The 20313-nt window shown below is 45.9% G+C and carries 20 protein-coding genes and 1 pseudogene; 9 read left to right on the top strand and 12 right to left on the bottom strand.

Annotation, left to right across the window (positions count from 1 at the left end):
* Window positions 1–133: 133 nt before the first annotated feature.
* The 4 genes and pseudogenes from CEG13_RS16205 to copZ all read right to left on the bottom strand — a co-directional run bounded on the left by CEG13_RS16205 (window position 134) and on the right by copZ (window position 4688).
* Entirely contained in the window at window positions 134–1309 is a 1176-nt protein-coding gene (locus CEG13_RS16205; RefSeq protein WP_100012936.1) for an acetyl-CoA C-acetyltransferase, read from the bottom strand.
* A 19-nt stretch (window positions 1310–1328) separates the two neighbouring features.
* Window positions 1329–3728, bottom strand: a complete 2400-nt coding sequence (locus CEG13_RS16200; protein WP_100012935.1) for a 3-hydroxyacyl-CoA dehydrogenase/enoyl-CoA hydratase family protein — start codon at window positions 3726–3728, stop codon at window positions 1329–1331.
* Between the two features lie 292 nt (window positions 3729–4020).
* Window positions 4021–4174, bottom strand: a pseudogene (locus CEG13_RS16195) (proline dehydrogenase); the annotation flags it as partial.
* A gap of 307 nt (window positions 4175–4481) precedes the next feature.
* Window positions 4482–4688 (bottom strand): copper chaperone CopZ, encoded by a 207-nt coding sequence (copZ, locus tag CEG13_RS16190; RefSeq protein ID WP_100012934.1) that lies wholly within the window; start codon window positions 4686–4688, stop codon window positions 4482–4484.
* Between the two features lie 309 nt (window positions 4689–4997).
* Here copZ and CEG13_RS16185 point away from each other — a divergent pair, with 309 nt between their 5' ends.
* The 4 genes from CEG13_RS16185 to CEG13_RS16170 are packed head-to-tail and all read left to right on the top strand — an operon-like array spanning window position 4998 to window position 8123.
* Window positions 4998–6071, top strand: coding sequence for a metal ABC transporter solute-binding protein, Zn/Mn family (locus tag CEG13_RS16185; RefSeq protein ID WP_100012933.1), 1074 nt, complete (start codon window positions 4998–5000; stop codon window positions 6069–6071).
* A gap of 15 nt (window positions 6072–6086) precedes the next feature.
* The gene (locus CEG13_RS16180; RefSeq protein ID WP_100012932.1) at window positions 6087–6842 is read left to right on the top strand and encodes a metal ABC transporter ATP-binding protein; all 756 of its coding nucleotides are present in this window, start codon (window positions 6087–6089) and stop codon (window positions 6840–6842) included.
* Window positions 6843–6858: 16 nt separating this feature from the next.
* Window positions 6859–7713 (top strand): metal ABC transporter permease, encoded by an 855-nt coding sequence (locus tag CEG13_RS16175; RefSeq protein WP_100012931.1) that lies wholly within the window; start codon window positions 6859–6861, stop codon window positions 7711–7713.
* Window positions 7710–8123: a Fur family transcriptional regulator gene (locus CEG13_RS16170; protein WP_100012930.1), complete on the top strand. Its 414-nt coding sequence runs from the start codon at window positions 7710–7712 to the stop codon at window positions 8121–8123. Before CEG13_RS16175 ends, CEG13_RS16170 begins: the two co-directional genes overlap by 4 nt.
* Before the next feature lie 77 nt (window positions 8124–8200).
* On the opposite strand, the gene CEG13_RS16165 is transcribed toward CEG13_RS16170, so the two are convergent.
* The gene (locus CEG13_RS16165) at window positions 8201–9007 is read right to left on the bottom strand and encodes a VLRF1 family aeRF1-type release factor (RefSeq protein WP_100012972.1); all 807 of its coding nucleotides are present in this window, start codon (window positions 9005–9007) and stop codon (window positions 8201–8203) included.
* A gap of 90 nt (window positions 9008–9097) precedes the next feature.
* Entirely contained in the window at window positions 9098–9682 is a 585-nt protein-coding gene (locus CEG13_RS16160; RefSeq protein WP_100012929.1) for a TetR/AcrR family transcriptional regulator, read from the bottom strand.
* Between the two features lie 341 nt (window positions 9683–10023).
* Here CEG13_RS16160 and CEG13_RS16155 point away from each other — a divergent pair, with 341 nt between their 5' ends.
* Both CEG13_RS16155 and CEG13_RS16150 read left to right on the top strand, forming a co-directional pair.
* Window positions 10024–10359: a DMT family transporter gene (locus CEG13_RS16155; protein WP_100012928.1), complete on the top strand. Its 336-nt coding sequence runs from the start codon at window positions 10024–10026 to the stop codon at window positions 10357–10359.
* Window positions 10356–10670 (top strand): DMT family transporter, encoded by a 315-nt coding sequence (locus CEG13_RS16150; protein WP_100012927.1) that lies wholly within the window; start codon window positions 10356–10358, stop codon window positions 10668–10670. Before CEG13_RS16155 ends, CEG13_RS16150 begins: the two co-directional genes overlap by 4 nt.
* 56 nt (window positions 10671–10726) lie before the next feature.
* On the opposite strand, the gene CEG13_RS16145 is transcribed toward CEG13_RS16150, so the two are convergent.
* Genes CEG13_RS16145 through CEG13_RS16135 form a run of 3 tightly spaced genes read right to left on the bottom strand, consistent with a single transcriptional unit; the run spans window position 10727 to window position 14074 of the window.
* Window positions 10727–11920, bottom strand: coding sequence for a DUF4129 domain-containing protein (locus CEG13_RS16145; RefSeq protein WP_100012926.1), 1194 nt, complete (start codon window positions 11918–11920; stop codon window positions 10727–10729).
* The gene (locus tag CEG13_RS16140) at window positions 11910–13124 is read right to left on the bottom strand and encodes a DUF58 domain-containing protein (RefSeq protein WP_100012925.1); all 1215 of its coding nucleotides are present in this window, start codon (window positions 13122–13124) and stop codon (window positions 11910–11912) included. The genes CEG13_RS16145 and CEG13_RS16140 overlap by 11 nt, the downstream gene beginning before the upstream one ends.
* Window positions 13124–14074, bottom strand: coding sequence for an AAA family ATPase (locus CEG13_RS16135; RefSeq protein ID WP_100012924.1), 951 nt, complete (start codon window positions 14072–14074; stop codon window positions 13124–13126). Before CEG13_RS16135 ends, CEG13_RS16140 begins: the two co-directional genes overlap by 1 nt.
* A 175-nt stretch (window positions 14075–14249) precedes the next feature.
* Here CEG13_RS16135 and CEG13_RS16130 point away from each other — a divergent pair, with 175 nt between their 5' ends.
* On the top strand, window positions 14250–14816 hold the full coding sequence (locus CEG13_RS16130) for a YitT family protein (protein ID WP_100012923.1): 567 nt from the start codon (window positions 14250–14252) through the stop codon (window positions 14814–14816).
* Window positions 14817–14895: 79 nt separating this feature from the next.
* On the opposite strand, the gene CEG13_RS16125 is transcribed toward CEG13_RS16130, so the two are convergent.
* Entirely contained in the window at window positions 14896–16233 is a 1338-nt protein-coding gene (locus tag CEG13_RS16125; protein ID WP_239984680.1) for a C40 family peptidase, read from the bottom strand.
* A gap of 487 nt (window positions 16234–16720) precedes the next feature.
* Here CEG13_RS16125 and CEG13_RS16120 point away from each other — a divergent pair, with 487 nt between their 5' ends.
* A complete protein-coding gene (locus tag CEG13_RS16120; protein WP_100012921.1) occupies window positions 16721–17257 on the top strand; it encodes an isochorismatase family protein in 537 nt (178 codons plus the stop codon).
* A gap of 91 nt (window positions 17258–17348) precedes the next feature.
* The gene (locus tag CEG13_RS16115) at window positions 17349–17585 is read left to right on the top strand and encodes a hypothetical protein (RefSeq protein WP_239984685.1); all 237 of its coding nucleotides are present in this window, start codon (window positions 17349–17351) and stop codon (window positions 17583–17585) included.
* 47 nt (window positions 17586–17632) lie between these two features.
* Here CEG13_RS16115 and CEG13_RS16110 read toward each other — a convergent pair whose 3' ends face one another.
* Both CEG13_RS16110 and CEG13_RS16105 read right to left on the bottom strand, forming a co-directional pair.
* Window positions 17633–19528, bottom strand: a complete 1896-nt coding sequence (locus CEG13_RS16110; RefSeq protein WP_100012919.1) for an ABC transporter permease — start codon at window positions 19526–19528, stop codon at window positions 17633–17635.
* Window positions 19503–20267, bottom strand: a complete 765-nt coding sequence (locus tag CEG13_RS16105; RefSeq protein WP_100012918.1) for an ABC transporter ATP-binding protein — start codon at window positions 20265–20267, stop codon at window positions 19503–19505. Before CEG13_RS16105 ends, CEG13_RS16110 begins: the two co-directional genes overlap by 26 nt.
* Window positions 20268–20313 lie beyond the last annotated feature (46 nt).

Here is a 20313-nt window from a genome sequence, read left to right as displayed (position 1 = left end):
CCGATAGAACCTCTCTATCAAATATGCACTCTCAAGCCCTCGAAATGTCCGATAGACCGCTTTTAGTTAACATAATCTTTTACTCCCATTCCCTCGAGGCCCCAGCCCCGCACCCACAACCAAAACCACTACTCTACAACAGTTCAAACACCCCAGCAGCGCCCATGCCGCCGCCGATGCACATGGTTACCACACCGAATTGTTCGTTGCGCCGCTTCATCTCATGAATCAGACTCAATGTCAGTTTGGTGCCGGTCATGCCGAGCGGATGTCCTAATGCAATCGCCCCACCGTTGACATTTACTTTGCTCGCATCCAAATCCAGAGCCTGAATCACCCTTACAGACTGGGCAGCAAATGCTTCATTTAATTCAAACAATCCGACATCACTGATCTCCAGCCCAGCCATCTTGAGGGCTTTTGGAATGGCTTCGACCGGGCCGACGCCCATGATTTCCGGTTCCACGCCAGCTACGGCAAAAGAACGGAATTTGACGAGCGGGATGAGTCCCTCCGCTTTGGCTTTCTCACGTTCCATCACCAGCACGATGCCGGCTCCGTCACTCATCTGCGAGGAATTTCCGGCAGTGACCGATCCTTTTACATGGAAGGCCGGACGCAGTTTTGCCAGAACTTCCATTGTCGTTCCCGGCCGCACACCTTCATCGACTTCCACTGTTTTGGTTCGCTCTTCAATCTTATTGTTTTTCCCGACGACCCGCTCGGAAACTTCCACCGGAACAATTTCATCGGCAAACTTTCCTTCCTGAATCGCTTTGGCAGCGCGCTCATGGCTTTGCACCGCAAATGCATCCTGATCCTCGCGGGAAATGCCGAACCGGTTCGCCACTTCTTCCGCCGTATGGCCCATGCCCATGTAATACCCCGGGGCATCCTGGACCAATGTCGGGTTTGGCTTAATCACATGACCGCCCATCGGAATCAGGCTCATCGACTCTGCTCCACCAGCGATGATGGTGTCACTGCCGCCAACCATAATCCTTTCTGCGGCAAAAGCGATGCTCTGAAGCCCGGATGAACAGTAGCGGTTGATCGTGATGCCTGGCACGTCATTTCGCAAACCAGCAAGACCGGCAATGTTTCTCGCCATGTTCATGCCCTGCTCCGCTTCCGGCATGGCAGATCCAATTATTACATCATCAATATTGCCATCATAGCCCCCGGCGCGTTTCAATGTTTCTTTAATCGTCAATGCCGCCAGATCATCCGGCCGGGTGTCCGCGAATGCTCCTTTATTTGCTTTTCCTACAGGGGTTCTAGCTCCTGCGACAATTACTGCTTCCTTCACCTTTTCTCCCCCTCTTCGTTTAGTTGCGCAATGGTTTTCCTTTGACCAGCATGTGCTGCATTCTCTGCTGTGTGAGCGGCTCACCGATCAGACTGAGGAATGCCTCACGTTCAAGATCAAGCATTACCTGTTCGTCAATCAATGTTCCTTCTTTGATCCGGCCGCCTGATAATACATATGCCAATTTTTCTGCAATTTTCACGTCATGCTCTGACGCATAGCCGCTGAACATCAGGGATTTCGCTCCCATCAGCATCGCTCCATAACCCGCGTCTCCGACAACCGGGATTTTTTCCTGCTTCGGTGCCCGGTAGCCTTGCTCAGCCAGTGCCAGCACTCGTGCTTTCGCGTCATGCAGCAGGTGATCCGCATTGCGGCTGATCCGGTCATTGTTATCAAGAAAGCCGTTCTCGCGCGCCTCCGCAGCCGATGTGGAAACCTTGGCTGTAGCAACTTTTTCAAATACGTCATTTGCGATCTTCGTTAGATCAAGATCGACGCCTTCCGGTAAATTGCGCAATGCTTTCAGATAAAGTTCTTTCGTTCCGCCTCCGCCAGGGATCAGACCCACCCCGAATTCAACAAGGCCCAAGTAAGTTTCCGGCGATGCCTGAATGGCTGCTGCAGGCAGACAGACTTCCGCCCCACCGCCAAGAGCCATGTTAAATGGTGCTGAAACGACCGGCTTGTCGGCATATTTGATTTTCTGTGCGGCATTCTGAAACTGGCGGACTACCATTTCGAGTTCAAAGAAATTGTCGTCCTGTGCCTCCATCAGCATCATCGCAAGGTTGGCACCGACACAGAAATTTTTGCCCTGGTTGCCGATCACCAGCCCCTTATAATTCCGGTCCACTTCATCGATCGCAAAATTAACCATCTGGATACTGTCAAGTCCGATGGCATTGCTCTTGGAATGGAACTCTAATCCGGCAACTCCATCGCCTAAATCTATCAAACTCGCTCCTGCGTTCTTTTTGATGACCCCGTTTTTCTCTTTTAATGATGCCAGGTGAATTTCTTTTTTATTTGTCTGTTTCGGCTTATATTCGCCGTTGTCATAATAATAGATTTGGCCTTTTTCCTTTTTATAGAAGGATTCATGCCCGGCTTCCAGCAGCTCAAGCACCCAGGCAGGCACCTGCTCGCCTTCTTCCTGCATCCGCTCCACCGATTTCTTGAGACCAATGGCATCCCATGATTCAAACGGACCGATTTCCCAGCCAAATCCCCATTTCATTGCGTCATCGATGGAGACAATGTCATCGGCAATTTCGCCCAGAAGCTCCGCAGAGTAAATCAGTGCCGGCTTCATCACTGACCATACCAGGTCCCCGGCTCTGTCACCTTTTGCATGAATAAGCGCTTTCAATTTCCGGCGAGAACCTTTTTCCTGTCCGGCCATCTCGGTCGCCGCCGTTTTCAGCTTTTTGCGATCCTCGTATTCTAATGTTTCCGGGTTTAATTCATAGATGGTGCTCCCATCCTTGCCCTTTTGCTTCAGGTAAAATCCCTGCCCGCTTTTCGCACCAAGCCATCCCTTCTCCTGCATCTTTTGGAGAAATTCCGGAACAGCGAAAATCTCTTTTTCCTCGCCTTCCACTTGATTATGCACATTGTTAGCCACATGGATAAAGGTATCCAAACCGACAACGTCCAGTGTACGGAATGTGGCACTCTTCGGACGACCGATCAGCGGACCTGTAACCGAATCCACTTCCCCGACACTGTAGCCATTTTTCAGCATTTCCCTGACTGTCACCAACAGGCCGTATGTGCCAATGCGATTGGCAATAAAATTCGGTGTGTCTTTTGCTTCGACAACCCCTTTGCCCAGCACATTTTCACCAAATTCTTTTATAAAGGCTAGGACATCAGGATCCGTGTTTTTCGTTGGGATCACTTCAAGCAGCTTTAGATAACGCGGCGGATTGAAAAAATGCGTGCCGAGAAAATGCTTTTTGAAATCCTCCGAGCAGTCCTCCGCCATGGCTTCAATCGAAATGCCGGATGTATTGGAGCTGACGATCGTGCCCTCTTTGCGGTGCTCATCAACAGTGGCATATACTTTTTTCTTGATCTCCAGGTTTTCTACAACCACTTCAATAATCCAGTCAGCACCTGCCAGTTTATCTAGATCATCCTCCAAATTACCGACCTCAATCAGGTCAAGACTCTTCTTGCTGGTAATTGGAGACGGCTTTTGTTTAACAAGCGCCTTTTTGCTTTGGACAGCCATTCGGTTGCGTACAGCGGCATCCTCAAGGGTGAGTCCCTTCTTCTCCTCATCTGCCGTCAGTTCCCTTGGTACAATATCAAGCATCACGGTTGGTATTCCTGCATTTGCCAAGTGTGCGGCAATTCCCGAACCCATAACACCGGAGCCGAGAACTGCTGCCCGCTTGATTGATCGCTTCATGTTATATCCTCCAATCGACGTTTGAATGAATACTCATTCATTTTTACGTTAAAAATATAAGGATAGTTTCCTATCCAACTACTATCTACTATAAGTTATATTCTGATATTTCGCAATGGAAATCACCTATTTTTTTGCATGAAAATCCGGAAAGTTTTTTCAGGCAGGAAAAGAAGCGCTGGCAGACATCCTCTCCCCAGAGACTTTATTTCTTCAGAACACCCTTCAGCACAAACAGCACATTGGCTGGCCGCTCTGCCAGTCGGCGCATGTTGTAACCGTGCCAGTAACCATCGATTTCTTTGATCTTTTTTGCCGCCTCAGCAATCGTCACACCTGCTACGAATCTTGCAGCCACCAAGCGCAGGCCGTATTTCTTCGCCAATTTTGTTAGCGTTTTATTTTTCGATAAAAATATAAAAGAAGTTACGCATGAGCTGTTCCATGCTGATTCCCCCAACTAAAATTATCTCTATTTTAGCATCGTTTATTTTATTCTATCAGTTTTTGCCGAAATGGAATATGTTTTTGTAGAAAATTTTTGCTGTGGGGTGGAAGTTGGCGCTGTCGGGTTGAAGTTCTCGCTCTCCGGTTGAAGTTCCCGCTCTCCGGTTAAAGTTCTCGCTCTCCGGTTGAAGTTCTCGCTCTCGGGTTGAAGCTCTCGCTCTCGCCCGGAAGTTTCCAGAACTCTTTCGATAGAAACCTCCTATAAAAAAAGCCGACCTCCTCAGGCAAGGAGATCAGCCACACACACTAAGCCACTACATCATAACCCTGCTCTTCAATTGCCGCGCGCATATCCGCAACAGTGACTTGTGCATCATCATAGGTTACATCAACTTTGTTTGTTCCTATATTAACTTCCACACCTTGGACACCTTCCAATTGCTCCAATGCGTCCTTGACTGCTTTCTCACAATGGCCGCATGTCATTCCGCGAACATCTAAAGTTGTTTGCATGATTTATATCCCCTTTCAGGTAATGTATTTTTCACTGCTGCTGATAAATAGTACTACATATATATTTTCCTCCATTTGTACGATTCAAACTTCCCGTACCGCAAAACAATATTAATTTTAATTATCCTCTCCCCCATAAAAACCAACTGATAAATTTTTTTCAGTCATTTTGCCACCTTTTTCGATTTGCTTTCGATTATAAAAAAAACTGCCCTATCATATCATTAATCGTAACCATTCCTATTTACAAATCGTAATCATTACGGTATGATGGTAAAAGTTAAAAACAATACGGAGAGGAATACGAGAATGAGAAATTATAAAATACTTATTTCCCTGCTTTTCCTGGGCTTGTTAGCTGCCGGGTGTTCCCAGACAAATCAGGCTGCCAGCGAAAATCAGGAAGGGCTCACTATTTATACAACCATTTATCCGATTCAGTATGCGGTGGAGCGAATTGGCGGGGACACCGTGACTACCGAGACGGTCTATCCGCCGGGTGTGGATGCCCATTCCTATGAACCTGCCTCCAAGGATATCACGAAGATCGCGGAAGGGGATGCCTTCATCTATCTGGGAGCAGGCATGGAAGGATTCGCCGAGACAGCTGCAGATGCCCTTGCCTCCCAGCCTGTGGAGCTGGTGGAGCTTGGGCAGCATGAGGAGCTTTTCACGGGGGGAGATCACCCCACCGAGAATGAAGAAGACGAACATGAGGAACATAACCATGACGAAGATTCTCATAAAGATGAAGCGTCCTCTGACGAAAGTCATGCACACGGGCACAGCCATGAGGAAGGTGCTCAATCAGATGATTCGTCCACTAATGAAAACCATACACATGAAGGCCACAGCCATGGAGACCATAACCCTCATATCTGGCTCGATCCCTTGCGCATGCTGCAGATGGCCGAATTAATTACAGACAAATTAATCGAACTAAATCCAGAAGAGGAAACCCTCTACACGGAAAATTTCACGGCATTACAAGAAGACTTGCTCGCGCTGGATGGGCAGTATACGGGAACCCTGGAAGATAAAACGGAAAAACAAATCCTGGTCTCCCATGCCGCTTATTCCTACTGGGAAGAACGCTACGGCATTGAGCAGATTGCGATCAATGGGCTCTCCACAAGCAGTGAGCCATCGCAAAAAGAACTGACTGCCATCATTGACCAGGCAGAGAAGCATCAGCTGGATACGATCATTTTTGAACAAAACACCTCCGACCGGGTGACCAAGATCATTCAGGAGGAAATCGGCGCCGATGCTGCAACCATTCATAATCTGTCCGTTTTAACGGAAAAAGATATCAGCAATGGAGAGGATTATCTCTCCATCATGAAGGATAATCTGGAAGTGCTCGACCAAGTAACCAAATAAAGGAGGGGGCTCATCATGACAATCCCTGTTGTATCCATGGAAAATATCAGCTTTGCTTATGAAGAGAAAACAATACTGGAAAACGTCAACCTGGAAATCCCGCGCGGCGCTTTTATGGGCCTCGTAGGTCCAAACGGCGGAGGAAAAACCACCTTAATCAAACTGATCCTTGGCCTGCAGCAGCCAAATCAGGGATCCATCCGGATTTTGAATCAGCCCGTCCGGCAGTTCCGGAATTGGAATAAGCTGGGATTCGTTTCCCAAAAAGCCAATGCGTTCAACCGGGGATTTCCGGCAACTGTCTTTGAAGTGGTTTCCATGGGGCTGACCGCCAAAGTCGGCTATTTGAAGTTTTTAACTAAAAAGCACAAAGAAAAGATCATGCAGGCGATTGACCAGGTGGGGATGCTGGAATATGCAAGGGAGAATGTTGGCAATCTTTCCGGCGGCCAGCAGCAGCGCGTGTTTATCGCAAGGTCGTTAGTCAATGAGCCGGAGCTGTTAATTTTAGATGAACCGACAGTAGGCGTCGATCAGGAAAATGTCAAGCGCTTCTATGACTTGCTGCACCAGCTGAATGAGGAGCGCGGGATTACCCTCCTGCTTGTCACCCATGATACAGGCATCATGACCGAGCATGCGACAGATCTCGTCTGTCTAAATAAAACGCTGCACTTTCACGGGGAACCCGAAGTGTACACCTCGCTATCCGGAGAAGATCTATCGCGGATTTACGGGCATCCGGTAAACATCGTCACTCATAATCACTAATTTTGGAGGAAGACTTATGCTGGCCGATTTTTTGCAATATGACTTTTTACGACATACATTCTTAACCGGAATATTAATTGGGATCATCGCTCCGCTGCTCGGCACCTTCATTGTTGTGCGTAGGCTTTCGCTGATTGCGGATGCGCTTTCCCATGTAACCCTCGCTGGCATTGCGTTTGGAATGATGATGGAGAAAAAATTTGCCGTCACCTTCCTCACCCCGTTTTACAGCGGAATGGCTTTTTCCGTGCTTGGTTCGATTTTGATCGAAAAACTTCGTGGTGTGTACAAGGCATACCAGGAGCTGGCCATCCCCATCATTATGTCAGGCGGCGTGGGCTTGAGTGTGATTTTCATTTCTGTTGCGGACGGATTTAACACGGATTTATTCAATTACTTATTCGGCTCGGTTTCCGCAGTCAGCCAAAATGACTTCCTGCTCATCCTTGTCATTTCGATCATCATCGTGGGGGTTGTCGCACTGTTTTACAAGGAACTGTTCACACTTTCCTTTGATGAAGAGCATGCGACTGTGTCCGGACTGCATGCCAAGCGAATTCACCTGCTGTTTATTGTACTGACCGCCCTGGTGATCGCCGCCTCAATCCGAATTGTCGGCGTGCTCCTGGTATCCGCATTAATGACCCTTCCTGTCGCAGCGAGCATGCGGCTGGCCAAAGGGTTCAAGCAAATGATGTTTTTATCTGTGATATTTGGCGAATTAGCTGTTATGATAGGATTAATATCGGGGTACTATTTAAGCATCCCGCCAGGCGGAACGATTGTCATGGTCTCGATTGTAATCTTGCTGTTGTCCATTGGTATAAAAAAACTGCGACCTAACCTTTCGAAAGTGAGGGAATCCGAATGAATGTAAATGAAGCAATTGACCTGCTTAAAGATAAAGGCTATAAAACAACCGGCAAACGAAAAGATATTCTCAATTTCTTTGAAAAAGCGGATGGTTACCGCACAGCAAAGGACTTGCTGCAGCACTTGGAAGCGACCTATGAAGGCATCAGCTTTGACACAGTGTATCGTAACTTGCATTTGTACGATGAAGTTGGGATTTTGGAGACGACGGAATTAAACGGCGAGAAGCACTTTCGGTTAAATTGCACGCATCATCATCACCATCATTTCATCTGCAATGCCTGCGGAACGACGAAAGAAATTGCCGTCTGCCCGATGGATGAGGTACGCCAAGCTTTGGGTAATTATGATATTGAGGGGCATAAGTTTGAGATTTATGGGTTGTGTCCGAGTTGTCAGAGTGCGTGAGGGAGAAATAAAATGAGAAGAAAATAAGGCCTGCCGTCAAGTTATATGACGACAGGCCTTATTTTGCACATTCTTTCTTATCCGTAAATCTCTTCCAACACCTTCGATTCTTCATGGTCAAGCATATTTTTCTGTATCACATCATCTGCCGGTTTGTTCATTTGTTCACTCAGCTCGTTGGATTGACCGGGCTCACCGACCACATAAATTTTCTCCCAGCTGCGGTCTTTCGCCTGTTTGTCCAGCTTCGGTGCGATCTTTTTATACCAGCGCTGTTTGTTTGCTTCAAATCTCGCTTTGAAATCATCCGTCTGGTTGTTCGTCCCTCCGAGAGTTGAATTGGCACTGCCTATTTTACGCGGACCGGTTTTTTCCCGCCAGTCGTCTGTATTGATGTCCAGTTCATAGGAATAGGTCTCTTCAATTTCATTCAGGTATGCTTCGATGACTTTGATTTCATTTTGCTGCACGAGAATAATCCCGGACTTCGGATAGGATTCGCTTAAATGCTTCAATTGTCCGAGTTCAGGTGTCTCCTGCCAAAAAAATTCAGTCTTAATCGGCATTTGCACCCGCTCGGCAAACCAGATTTCCTCATCCGCAGTCGCAAAGACAATCACGCCTTTTCCGTAATTCTGTTCATTGCCTTCCACAAACCGCTGAACCTTTTCTTTCACCGTCTGGTAATTCTTCAACTCTTCTTTATTATCATCTTCCTGCAGATACTTTTCAAAATTTCGCAGTCCGTTTTTTAAGTGAATTTTCCACTCGCCGCCCTGCTGCTCAGGATCGGACGGGTCCGTGTTCAAATACATGGTAAATACTTTATTCGCATCGTCTCTCTGGATGCTTTCCAGCTTTTTAATTTCTTTTGTCAGATCCATCATTCGTCCATACTCCTTCCATCCAGTAAATCCTTGTCTACTAGTATTTAACCGGTAAAGGAAGGGAGTAAACATGAGGAATCAGCACTCTTACCCGGAAACCCCGCGCCAAAAAACCGCCCATGCGCCTTCCGAACGTTCCTTAAATACTGTTTCAGGATAAATAAATCTTTCTGTAAACAGACCATCCATCAAACAATAAAAACCCGATCGGAATACAGGAAACGAACAATTATTAAACACGTCTTCATTCAGCCCCTCTTCATAAAGATTGGTCAATAACTGATCAAGTTTTTCTTCCCATTTTTGTACAAGGCTCGCTACATCTTCAGCGAGTTCTGCAGGCGGAAATAACATTAACCGTTTATACATCATGCCTTCATGTTTTTGAAAAATAAAATCAGTGCTATCTGTTAATAGTAAATATATTCGTTTGTCGATTGCCTTTTCCTGATGCTCACGCGCACTTGTGGTCATGACGTCCATCAATTCCTTCATGACCTTTTCAGCTACGGTAAAGAATAGGTCGGCTTTACTTGAAAAATGATTATACAGCGACGGCTTTTTAATGCCAACCGTTTCAGCGATATGTGCAAGCGTGGTACCTTCATATCCGCTCACCGCAAATGATGAAAGTGCTGTTTGGATGATTTTGTCTCGCGTCGTTGGTGACATTGGCGATACCCCCTTAATTAAAAAGGCTCTTTTCGTAAGTTCTGTTGCTTATTTATTTCGGAGTTGATGGAAACTGCGACTTACCCTGCCGCTGCGGAAATACCCCTCACTTTCCGCAGCGGCGATCATGAAACTCACTGATTTACGTGGCAGTCTATAGATATTGTGATAAAACAACAAACGCTTTTCGGTGGGACGAGTAACCGAAGTCCCATACTTTTAGAAAATAATCATTAAAAAAAACGGATTGCCATTCATTATACCATATGATATACTTACTACCGTTAGTTAGTTTGATTTCTTTCTATATATCTTATCAAAAGAAAAGGAGTTTGCAAAATATGAAGTGGCTATTAGTTGTTCTTGCTGCCACTTTTGAAGTAGGTTGGGCAACAGGACTTAAATATGCGAATGATACACTGACATGGACGTTGACAGCAATTGCTGTTTTTATCAGCTTTTGGCTGCTCCTTAAAGCCGCAACTGTCCTTCCTACAAGCACGGTTTATGCGGTTTTTGCCGGGCTCGGGACCGTCGGAACAGTGATTGTGGATATTGTCTTTTTCAATGCTTCCATTAATATTTGGATGATCCTGTTTGTTATCCTTCTGCTTACGGGGGTCATCGGTCTGAAAACCGTAACGGGTGAAGCATCTGAAAGGAGAGAGCGCTCATGAGTTGGTTAATACTGATTATAGCAGGTCTCTTTGAAGTTGTAGGTGTGACCGGCATGCAAAAGATCGCAAAAGGGGAAAAAGGAAGCGGCTTTCTTATTCTTATTGGAGGATTCATTGTCAGTTTTAGTTTGCTGTCCGTTGCGATGGCAACCATTCCACTCGGTGTTGCTTATGCTGTCTGGACAGGAATAGGGACCGTGGGAAGCGCGATTGTAGGAATGATTTTTTACAATGAATCGACCGACCGCCTTCGTCTCATGTTCATGGCTATGGTGATTGTGGCTGTTGTAGGACTAAGGCTTGTTTCATAAAATAAAACAGGATCATCCCGCTAAAGTGGATGATCCTTATTTTATTTCACGCTTTCTTATCCTTCCAGCCCCTCTTCCATTCTCTGCAATTGTTCCTTCAACGCTTTCCTCTCTTCAGCACTCACCTCGGTATCGCCATAGCGAACACGCTGATACACAACGAGATCACCCTGCATGCCGAGACGCTTCAGCCAGTCCTCAATTGTTTCAAATGGCTTCCTTGCTTTATTGTTCTTTGCCGCCCGCCGTTCAAACTGCAGCACCATTTTTCTTACTGGATGCAGCCTGCCGGTGAAGTACCGCTTCAAGCCGCCTTCTGAGAAACTATTTCCCTTTCCGGATTTTTCATCCAGTTCGTAATAGGTGATGCCCTCACTGGTTTCCACCTGCTGTTTTGGATCCTTTGACGTACGCTTCCATAAGAAATAAATAATCGCCACCACGACAGTTGCCACAACCAGAATAATCCCAATCACCAAGAAGGGCGCCATTGCATTGGTTGCGGAAAATTCCTGCAGTTCATTCCAATAGCCGTCTCCGTGATACTCGACGTCCTGCTCCGGCAGATCTGCCCAGGTTCGTTTTTCCACATCCCAGAAACTGAGAATGTTATTCGCTATAAAATTAATGGTGCTATCGATCGCCATCCGGAAAATATTCCAAAAGCCGAGCACGAAATAACGCACACCGTCAAACAGCAGATACAAACCAAGCGCAGCTCCACCAAAAATCCCTCCAAAGAGTAATGGCGTCTTCAGATCAAATTGCTTACGGTCGCGCTCCTCCATCACCGCAAAATGACTCGCGATATAGCCAAGTGTCAAAAAGGCAAACTGCACAAACGGAAACAGTAAAATCCGTGTATCACTAACAAGAAGGCTCACAAGCACCGTCAAAACCATGGTAATCACCAAATAGCGATTCTCCCGGTTGATCCCTTCCTCTTTACGAATCGCCATATAGCGCCAGACAAATAAAATACTAAACAACACGACAAACAACATCGGAAAATCCAGCATGCTGAACACAAAAAGCAGTGCCGGCAGCATCAGCCAATACCAAATATAGCTTCTGGTAAAAGCAGTAATCAGCGAAAACAGCACGGTTGCTCCGAAAATCACGGCAAGGTAATCCCAGTAGGGTACGCCCGCAAACCGGTGATGAAAAAACGGAACAGCAAGAATAAAGATAATAATTGTTTCACTGAGAAAATGATACGCATAGGTGATGAGCGGATGTCTACTCTGCATATTTCATCACATCCCTTGCCATCGGCTGAACAAATGCCCCGTCATCTGTTTCCTGAACTTGATAGACCGTGTGCTGGGCACGCCTCCAGCTTTGCACAATCTCTCCGGCACCGGCCGGCAATTCTCCGACCAGAATAATCGTTTTCGGATTATAGAAATTTTTGCCTGCATGGTAAAGCAGCTCATTGAACGGTGTAATCACCGACTGCTTATGAATCCGCGCCAGCATCTCTAATGCATTTCCGTAATGCGCTTTTCCTTCCCCTTCTTCCAGATGAACTCCCGGGATTCTGCCAGGGCGCCGTGCATTAATATAGATCTCATATGGAAAACCTTTTTCTGTGGCATATTGGCTTAAATAAGCGGTATAGGACAACAGATTCTCCAGGTTTTCATTGAACTTGGACATGTGCATCCGGTTCTCCGTCCCAAGATTAACAAGAAACACATAGGACATGTCCACCACTTTTTCATAAATATTTGTCTGCAGCCCCTGTGTTTTCACCGACGCCTTCCAGTTAATCCGGTGAAAGGGGTCGCTGTAATTATAATCCCTGGTTCCCAGCGGGCTTTGAATGTCTTCAAACGGTGACAAGTTAGCTCTCGATGTCCCGGGGAACATATGAAAAACTTCCTCCGCCCCATGTACCGCAAGCGGTTTGGGAAAAACCACAAACTCCGTGCGGTAAAAAGGCTGATACTTTAACGAAACCGTGTTAAAGCTGAACAAATGCGGAAACAGATAGGTAATATTGTTGATGCGCGAAGTTCCGCGGTGCTCGGCAATCACCGGAATTTCCATGCGCAGCTTGCGTTTTCTGAGCACCGACAGCGGAATATTCACCTGCTTCCAGTAATCCTCATCACTGCGGGTATGCTTGTAGGCTTTCATTGCCGCTCCCAGCTTGAATTGCAATTCCCCATTGATCATTGGAAAGATCGAACGGTTTTCCATTTCCAGGGTGAAAACTGTCTCCTCCCCAGGGAACAGCTTCACGGTTTTTGTGGGGTTTTTGACGGCAAGCTGTCTGCCGGTTTGATTATCATACACTTTATAAATAATTAAGTAGGCGGCAAACACCCCTACCGCAATGAACGCGAGCGGGATCTGAAAAATAACGCCCATTAACAGGAACACCACGAGGGCGAATGCCGTGTATTCAAAGCTTTTGTAATGCTCTGCCCCGTATACCTTTCTCCACATTACCGGGCCCCCGCTTCCACTTCCACCGGTACCGGCACTTCCTGGATAATTTCATTCACCACATCGCCTGTCGTTTTCTTGATCGATCCTTCCATGGAAAGAATCAGCCGGTGTTCAAACACGTACGGAGCGAGGATTTTCACATCATCCGGCGTGACATAGGAACGGTTTTGCAAAAATGCCCGGGCCTGTGCGGCACGCATGAAAGCCAGCATCCCCCTTGGGCTGACACCAAGATCCACTTCGGCATGATTCCTGGACTGGTGGACAAGTTTTAACAAATAATCAGTTACCACCTCGGACAGGGTGACTTGCTTCATTTCTTCCTGCAGCTCGCGAATGGTTTCCAGGGTCAGGGTTGGTATGATCCTATCATATGGGTCGCTTGTCCTGTATGTACGCAAAATTGCTTTATCTTCATCGATCGATGGATAACCTAAATCGATTTTGAATAAAAAACGGTCCAGCTGTGCTTCCGGCAATGGAAAAGTTCCATAGTTGCTTTCCACCGGGTTCTGTGTCGCCAATACAATAAATGGTGCATCAACACTTACAGTTTCTCCGTCGATTGTTGCCTGGTATTCTTCCATTACTTCCAAAAGACTCGACTGGGTTTTCGGTGTTGCACGGTTAATTTCATCGGCAAGCAGCACATTGGAGACTACTGGTCCAACCCGCAGTTCAAATTCCTGTGTTTTCGGATTGAAAAAGCGAATCCCTGTGACATCACTCGGCAAGACATCCGGAGTAAACTGCACCCGGTTGAATTCGCCGTCCATCACTTTGGCAAAACTCTTCGCCAATTTCGTCTTCCCCGTCCCCGGCACACTTTCCAGCAGTACATGTCCCTGTGCCAGCAAGGCCACGAATAGCAGGTCGGTAACCTCCTCCTTGCCGTAAATAACTTGATTTAATGCCTCTTTTGCCTGATCAATCGCTGTGTTTTCCAATCATGACTCCCCTTTGAATATTAGATAATTTTAATAATTATAGCATAAATGTACTACGAAAAGAAGAGCATATGGGTTTCAAAATTGTGGATTTTTTTAAAAGAAGAAAAAAGTTCTACAACATTCTGCCTGTCATACGATCATAATAAGGATGTTTGGACAAGGTGGGAGCCTATTGCTGAAAAAAGGACTGGCTATATTGCTCGGGAGTCTCCTGATCGCCCTAGGGGTGAATTATTTTGTCATTCCCAACCATTTGGTAGACGGGGGCATCATGGGGATTGGTTTAATTGCAAAATATGCGTTTGGCGCCCAGCCGGGACTGACGATTATATTAATCAGCATCCCGCTGTACGCACTCGCATTTTTTTATAATCGCACATATTTCTTCAATGGTATCCACGGCCTGCTCGTGTCTTCCTTTTTCATTGATTGGTTTCAGCCGCTCTCGGCTTGGGAGCCTGCGCCGATGTTGGTCAGCGCACTAATTGGCGGGGTGATGATTGGTGCCGGGATTGGGGTAATGCTGCATTCGGAGATCTCAACAGGCGGTACGGATTTAATTGCTCTCATTGTTTCCAATATCACAAAGGTCAATGCCGGGGTGTTTATTTTCCTGATGGACTGTGTGATTCTTTTATCCGGCTGGCTGATTATCCCGGAGGTGACGTTTTTCCATTCTGCTTTGATGGTAGTGACTATTGGTGTGACAACGTCGATGCTGCTTCAGTATTGGCGGTGATGATGAGTTGCCGAGTGGGATTGCAGCAGTCTCTGTTACATAAAAAAACCACCCTGAAATAGGATGGTTTTTGAATGAATTAATTTACACGGCGTACATGACCTTCAAATTCGTCTGCCCAGTAGCCGCTAGTCATATCAGCTACTGCTAAGCCTGTCGAATTCTGTGCGCCAATAAATTTTCCGCCGCCAAGATAAATACCAACATGGCCGTTTTTCTTGTATGTGTCAAAGAAAACTAAATCCCCGGGCTGTGCCTCGCTGTACGAAACTTGTGTGCCGATTCCCGCAAGTCCGCCAGTGTATGATGGAACCGAATAGCCACCTTGCGCGAATGCCCAGGCAATAAATCCGGAACAGTCAAACCCGGCAGGTGATTGGCCATTCCACGTATAAGGGGTTCCAAGGTGTGCGAATCCTGCATTGATCACAGCGCTCATGCCACTGCCGCTGGATGCAGCTTTTTCAGGCTTGCTCTCTTTCTTGCTTTCATTATCCGTTTCTTTGCTTAACTGTGTCAACTCACCGCCAGAATTGCTGTCACTCTCGCTTGAGCTGCTGTTATTAGAAGATGCAGCTGATTCATTGCTTTCCGTATTGCTTTCACTGCTTGTATCTGTGGTGTCTGCCACGGCAACAGCTGGTGCTGTTGCTTCCTCAATGCTTACTTGCACTTCTTTTTCCAACGATGTCAGGCTGCTCTCTTCCATCTCCAAATCAGAAATCATCGCAGTTAAATCTGCTTCTTTTTCCTGCAATGCTGCCTTTTTGTCTTCGTTTTGCTCTTTTTGAATTTCAATAGTTTCCTGGATCTCTTTTAATTCCGTTTTCTTGGCTTTAAGCTCATCCAGCTTGCTTTGTACTTCTTCTTGTTTAGCTTCTACTGCTTTTTTGTCTTCTTCCTGCTCTTTCATCAGGGCTGCATCGGAATCAGCAATTTTGCTGACAGCTGATACGCGGTTGACAAAATCTCCGAAACTCTGAGAACCGAATAATACTTCCAGAAAGCTGATATTGCCGCCCTGCTGCTGGTAGGATACCATTCGCTCTTTTAGGATTTCAAAACGTTTTTCGATCTTTTCTTCCAGTGCAGCAATGTCTGCTTCCAGGTCATCTATCTCCTTTTGGGAGCTGGCGATGTCTGTTTCCGTGTTATCCAGTGTCTGCTGGTTCTTTGCAAGCGCATTATCAACTTTTTCGATTTCGCTGTTCAGCTCTTCCAGTTCGAAAAGCACATCGGCAATTTCCGCTTCTGCATCAGACAGATTTGCTTTGACCTCCGCCCGGTCCGCTTCAATCTGTGATTGTCGGTCCTTTAATTGTTCAACCGTATCGGCATGCGCTGCCGAACCCCCGAAAAATGCACTTCCCAACACGACCACACCAGCTGTGGTGACTGTCATTAATGTTTTTTTCACTATGTATTCCCCGCTTTCTCCGTCCCACCTGCAAAAGTTCTCTATGTATGTTTATCTTGTTAGCTTTTTGGATAATATGCAGTAATGAGAGATATATTAAAATTTATGTATTATTTTTCCTAGGCAATTTGTAGTATAGCAGAGAAAAATGACATGCAGATGATAGCAATATTACAATTATATTTCAATTTCTTCATAAAAACCCTTTTTCCAGCATCCAATTATGCCAGAAAACTGGTCCTATCTCCCTATAAACCTGTTAAAAACCGTGTCAAATAGGCAATTGACACGGTTTTTATTTATGGAGCCTGGTTATTTTTCCAGAGATGTGGTTCTTTCCTCCTGTTATAATGTAAAAACATTTACGTTGATCTGACAAATTTTGCCGATTGAAGGCAGGCATTTGACAAATTCCCAGGAAATTTTCCGATGGAGGCAGGAATTCACTCTGTCATTCACGAAATTAACTAGCAAGGGGGAAGAAAAAATGAAAGCATTACTTGTACTTGATGTACAGAACGCCATTGTAGAATTTCGCGATTTTAAAGAAGATCTTGCAAAAATGGAAATGATTATTAAGGATTTCCAGCAGGCTGGTTCTCCTGTCCTTTTTACCCGTCACACTGATCTGGTGGAAGAAAGTCCTCTGTATAAGTACTCTCGTGGGTCGGAGCTGCATGATTCGCTGTCTTCATATGCTGAGGAAATTATCGAGAAGCACACCCCCAGCTCTTTTTATCAGACTAATCTTGCCGAAAAGCTGGGTTCCCTGGGAGTGGACCATATTTTCATCATTGGCTTCAATACGGAGTTCTGCTGTAATTTCACCGCCATTGCCGGTTTTGACCGTGGATATAAGGTGACATTGATTGAGGATGCAACAGGAACGGTCAACGATGCAGAGACATACGAAATGCCAGGTCTGGATATTAGGGATTTTGTCGGGACATTCCTGCACTGGTCGAATGTGATCGAAGTGCTGGATTTTGAGGAGTATGAGGAAGAATATCAAAGTAAAAGCTGATCATAACTTCTTGATTTTTACTTTATATTTCACCTATGGATGGTATAATAAGTTCAAGACCAACTGAACGGAGGAGAAATTTGTGGAAGAGATGATGAAGCAAATTTTGAATGAACTAAAAGAAATGCGTACAGATGTGGATGAAATAAAACAAGGACAGAACAGACTGGAAGCTGGTCAAGAAAAACTGCAAAAGAACCTTATCGAGAATTTGGGTTTATACACTGATAAAATTGTTGATCATTTCGATAATAAAACTGATGCACTGAACAAAAGAGTTTATGAAGTAGAAACTGAGATTGAGCGATTGAAAAAACAATACACATAATGTTTTGGAGGAGGGTCCAAAGGAACCCTCCTCCATTTTCTTCGTCGCTACAAAACAGCCCGCCTAATCTGTTTCGTATATAAATACCTAACCACCAGAAAATAAATAATCTGGATGCCCGCAAACGAGCCAAGCACCATTGCCGATTCGCTGACGAGATTGTAATCAAAGAAATTTGACAGGGCTGTCAATGCAACAGCTCCATGAATCAAGGCGACAACAATCGGTGCAAAAAACAAGAGCGCTGTCTGACGGTTGATTACTTTCTTCAATTCTTTGTCCGTCAAGCCCATTTTAGCAATCGACTTGAATTTTCTCTTGTCCTGGTCAAGATCGGAATACAGCCGGAAATACAGGAAGCTCCCAGCCGATACGAAAAACACAATCCCGATGAACAGCCCGATAAACAGCACAGGGCCAAAAGTTTTATTGATGGTATAAATGGAATAATCAATCGCGCTGAATAGCCCCGGCGGAAACTGACTCTGCAAAATTCCCCCGGCTTCGATGATCGCTTCCTCGGAGCCTTCTGTTGGCTGCCAGATTAGACGCGTTTTCGTTTCGACAGGTTCCGGCAAAGCTTCGAACGTTTCATCATCCACAATATAATAGGAATACATTTCCGGCATGACAACGGACGATATAAATTGATCTGGTTGAACAAGCTCCCCATTCGTAAGCTCAATGGGAACATCCAGCAGCCGTTCCTTTTTCGAAGCACCGATCAACACTCTCGAACTATCTGCAACGACAATCGCTTCGCCCTCAGCTGCATCAACTTTCTCCTCATCAAGAAGTTCAGCAAAACGATTATACTCCGATTCTTTCGCAATTAATACTTCAGATGGTCCGCTATTTTCCACCTCAAAATAATCCAATTCAGCCGAAGCTGTTTCCGTCTGAATATCGTGGTTGTTAAGTATTTCTTCAACCGTCTCGGTATGTTCCTGTATCTGGTTATCTTCCACTTCATAAGGAGAATACATGAACGTATATGGATTCATTTCTTTCAAGTTTTTCGTCAAATAAGACTGGAACCCATACAACGTACCAATCGCACTAAAAGCAACCGTCGAAATAATCGCCACCATGAAAAACGTTCTGGCGTTATCCTTCATCCGAAATGACAGATCCGAGAACAGCACCATATTGGTTTTCCGCCAAAAAATACCCTTGCTGCCCTTCAGCCGCCGGATCACATAAACACTCAGCTGGGTAAACAACAAATATGTTCCGATTACCACCACGATAATAACCGGCAGCATGGCGATGATAACTCCCTGTCCTTGCACATACAGAGCCGTTGCATAACCGGCGGCAAGCAATACCACCGCAATAACAGCCAGCGTAACAGACGCTTTCGGTTCCCCCTTAGACTGTTTGTCCGACTTGATCAAATCCACCAATTTCCGGGTCCTGAGAATAAACGACACAAACAGGGAAATCAACAAAAACAGCGCAATAAACGACACAAACGTTACGACAATCGCCCACAACGGAAAATAAAAATTAAGTGTTTCCTCAATCACCAGCACATTTTCCGCAAGCAAGAGAACTGTCTTAGCAAATACAAGCCCAAGCAAAATCCCGGTCAGGGTCGCAAAAAATCCAATAAGCATATTTTCCATAAAAACCATCAGCCGGATCTGCCTTGTGGACATCCCCTGCATCATCAACAGGCCGAATTCCTTTTTTCGCGATTGCAAAAAGGAACTCATCGAATAAAGCACAAAGAAGAAGGAAAACACATAAATGATCCCGCCTGCCACAGCCATGCCGTACAATACTTGCCATCTTATATCGCCCTCGAAAAACAGAGGGTGAAAAGCAAAAATGGCAAACGTAAAAAACACCATCACTGTAAACAGACTGCTCAAAAAATACGCAGCATACAGACGCTTATTGCGGAGGACATTATTAACCGCGAACTGACGAAAAGTCACGGTCATCCCCTCCCATCAAGGAAAGCGTGTCAATGATGCTTTGGAAGAATGTCTGCCGGCTTTTGCCCCGATGAATTTCAGAGTAAAACTTGCCGTCCTGGATAAACACAACCCGGTCCGCATAGCTTGCCGCCTGCGGATCATGCGTCACAAGCATCGTCGTGGTGTTTTCATTTTTATTCAGTGTCTCCAGCATGCCCATGACATCTTTGGATGCTTTCGAATCGAGATTTCCTGTCGGCTCATCAGCCAGAAGCAGTTTTGGCTGATGGATCATTGCCCTGGCAATCGCTGCCCGCTGTGCCTGCCCACCGGAAATCTCATGAACCCGCTTGCCCATGATTCCGGAAATGCCCAGTTTTTCGGCTATTGTCTTTGCTTTCTCATTCATTTCCTTCACGCGTTTTCCGTCCAAAGTCAGCGGCAGCACCATATTTTCCTCCACCGTCAGTGTGTACAGCAGATTGAACTCCTGAAAAACAAACCCCAATTCCCGGCGGCGAAATTTGGCCAGGTCATTGCGGCTGAGGACATGCGGATTACTCCCCTCAATCAGCACTTCACCGGTTGTCGGTGTGTCGATTGTAGCGACCATATTAAGCAGCGTTGTTTTCCCGCTTCCCGAAGGCCCCATGATGGCGACGAATTCTCCCTTTTCCAGAGCCAAATCGATATTTGACAAGGCGCGATAGGCGATTTTTCCTTCATACACTTTACTTACATTTTTCACTTGCAGCATGTTTATGCCCCTTTCATTGATAATTTCTGTCTTTAGTTTATCGCGC

This window comes from Lentibacillus sediminis, assembly GCF_002763455.1.
In the GTDB taxonomy this organism is placed as follows: Bacteria; Bacillota; Bacilli; order Bacillales; family Amphibacillaceae; genus Lentibacillus_D; species Lentibacillus_D sediminis_A.
The sequence above is the reverse complement of the archived record's forward strand: the minus strand, read 5'-3'. Positions and strand labels throughout refer to the sequence as shown.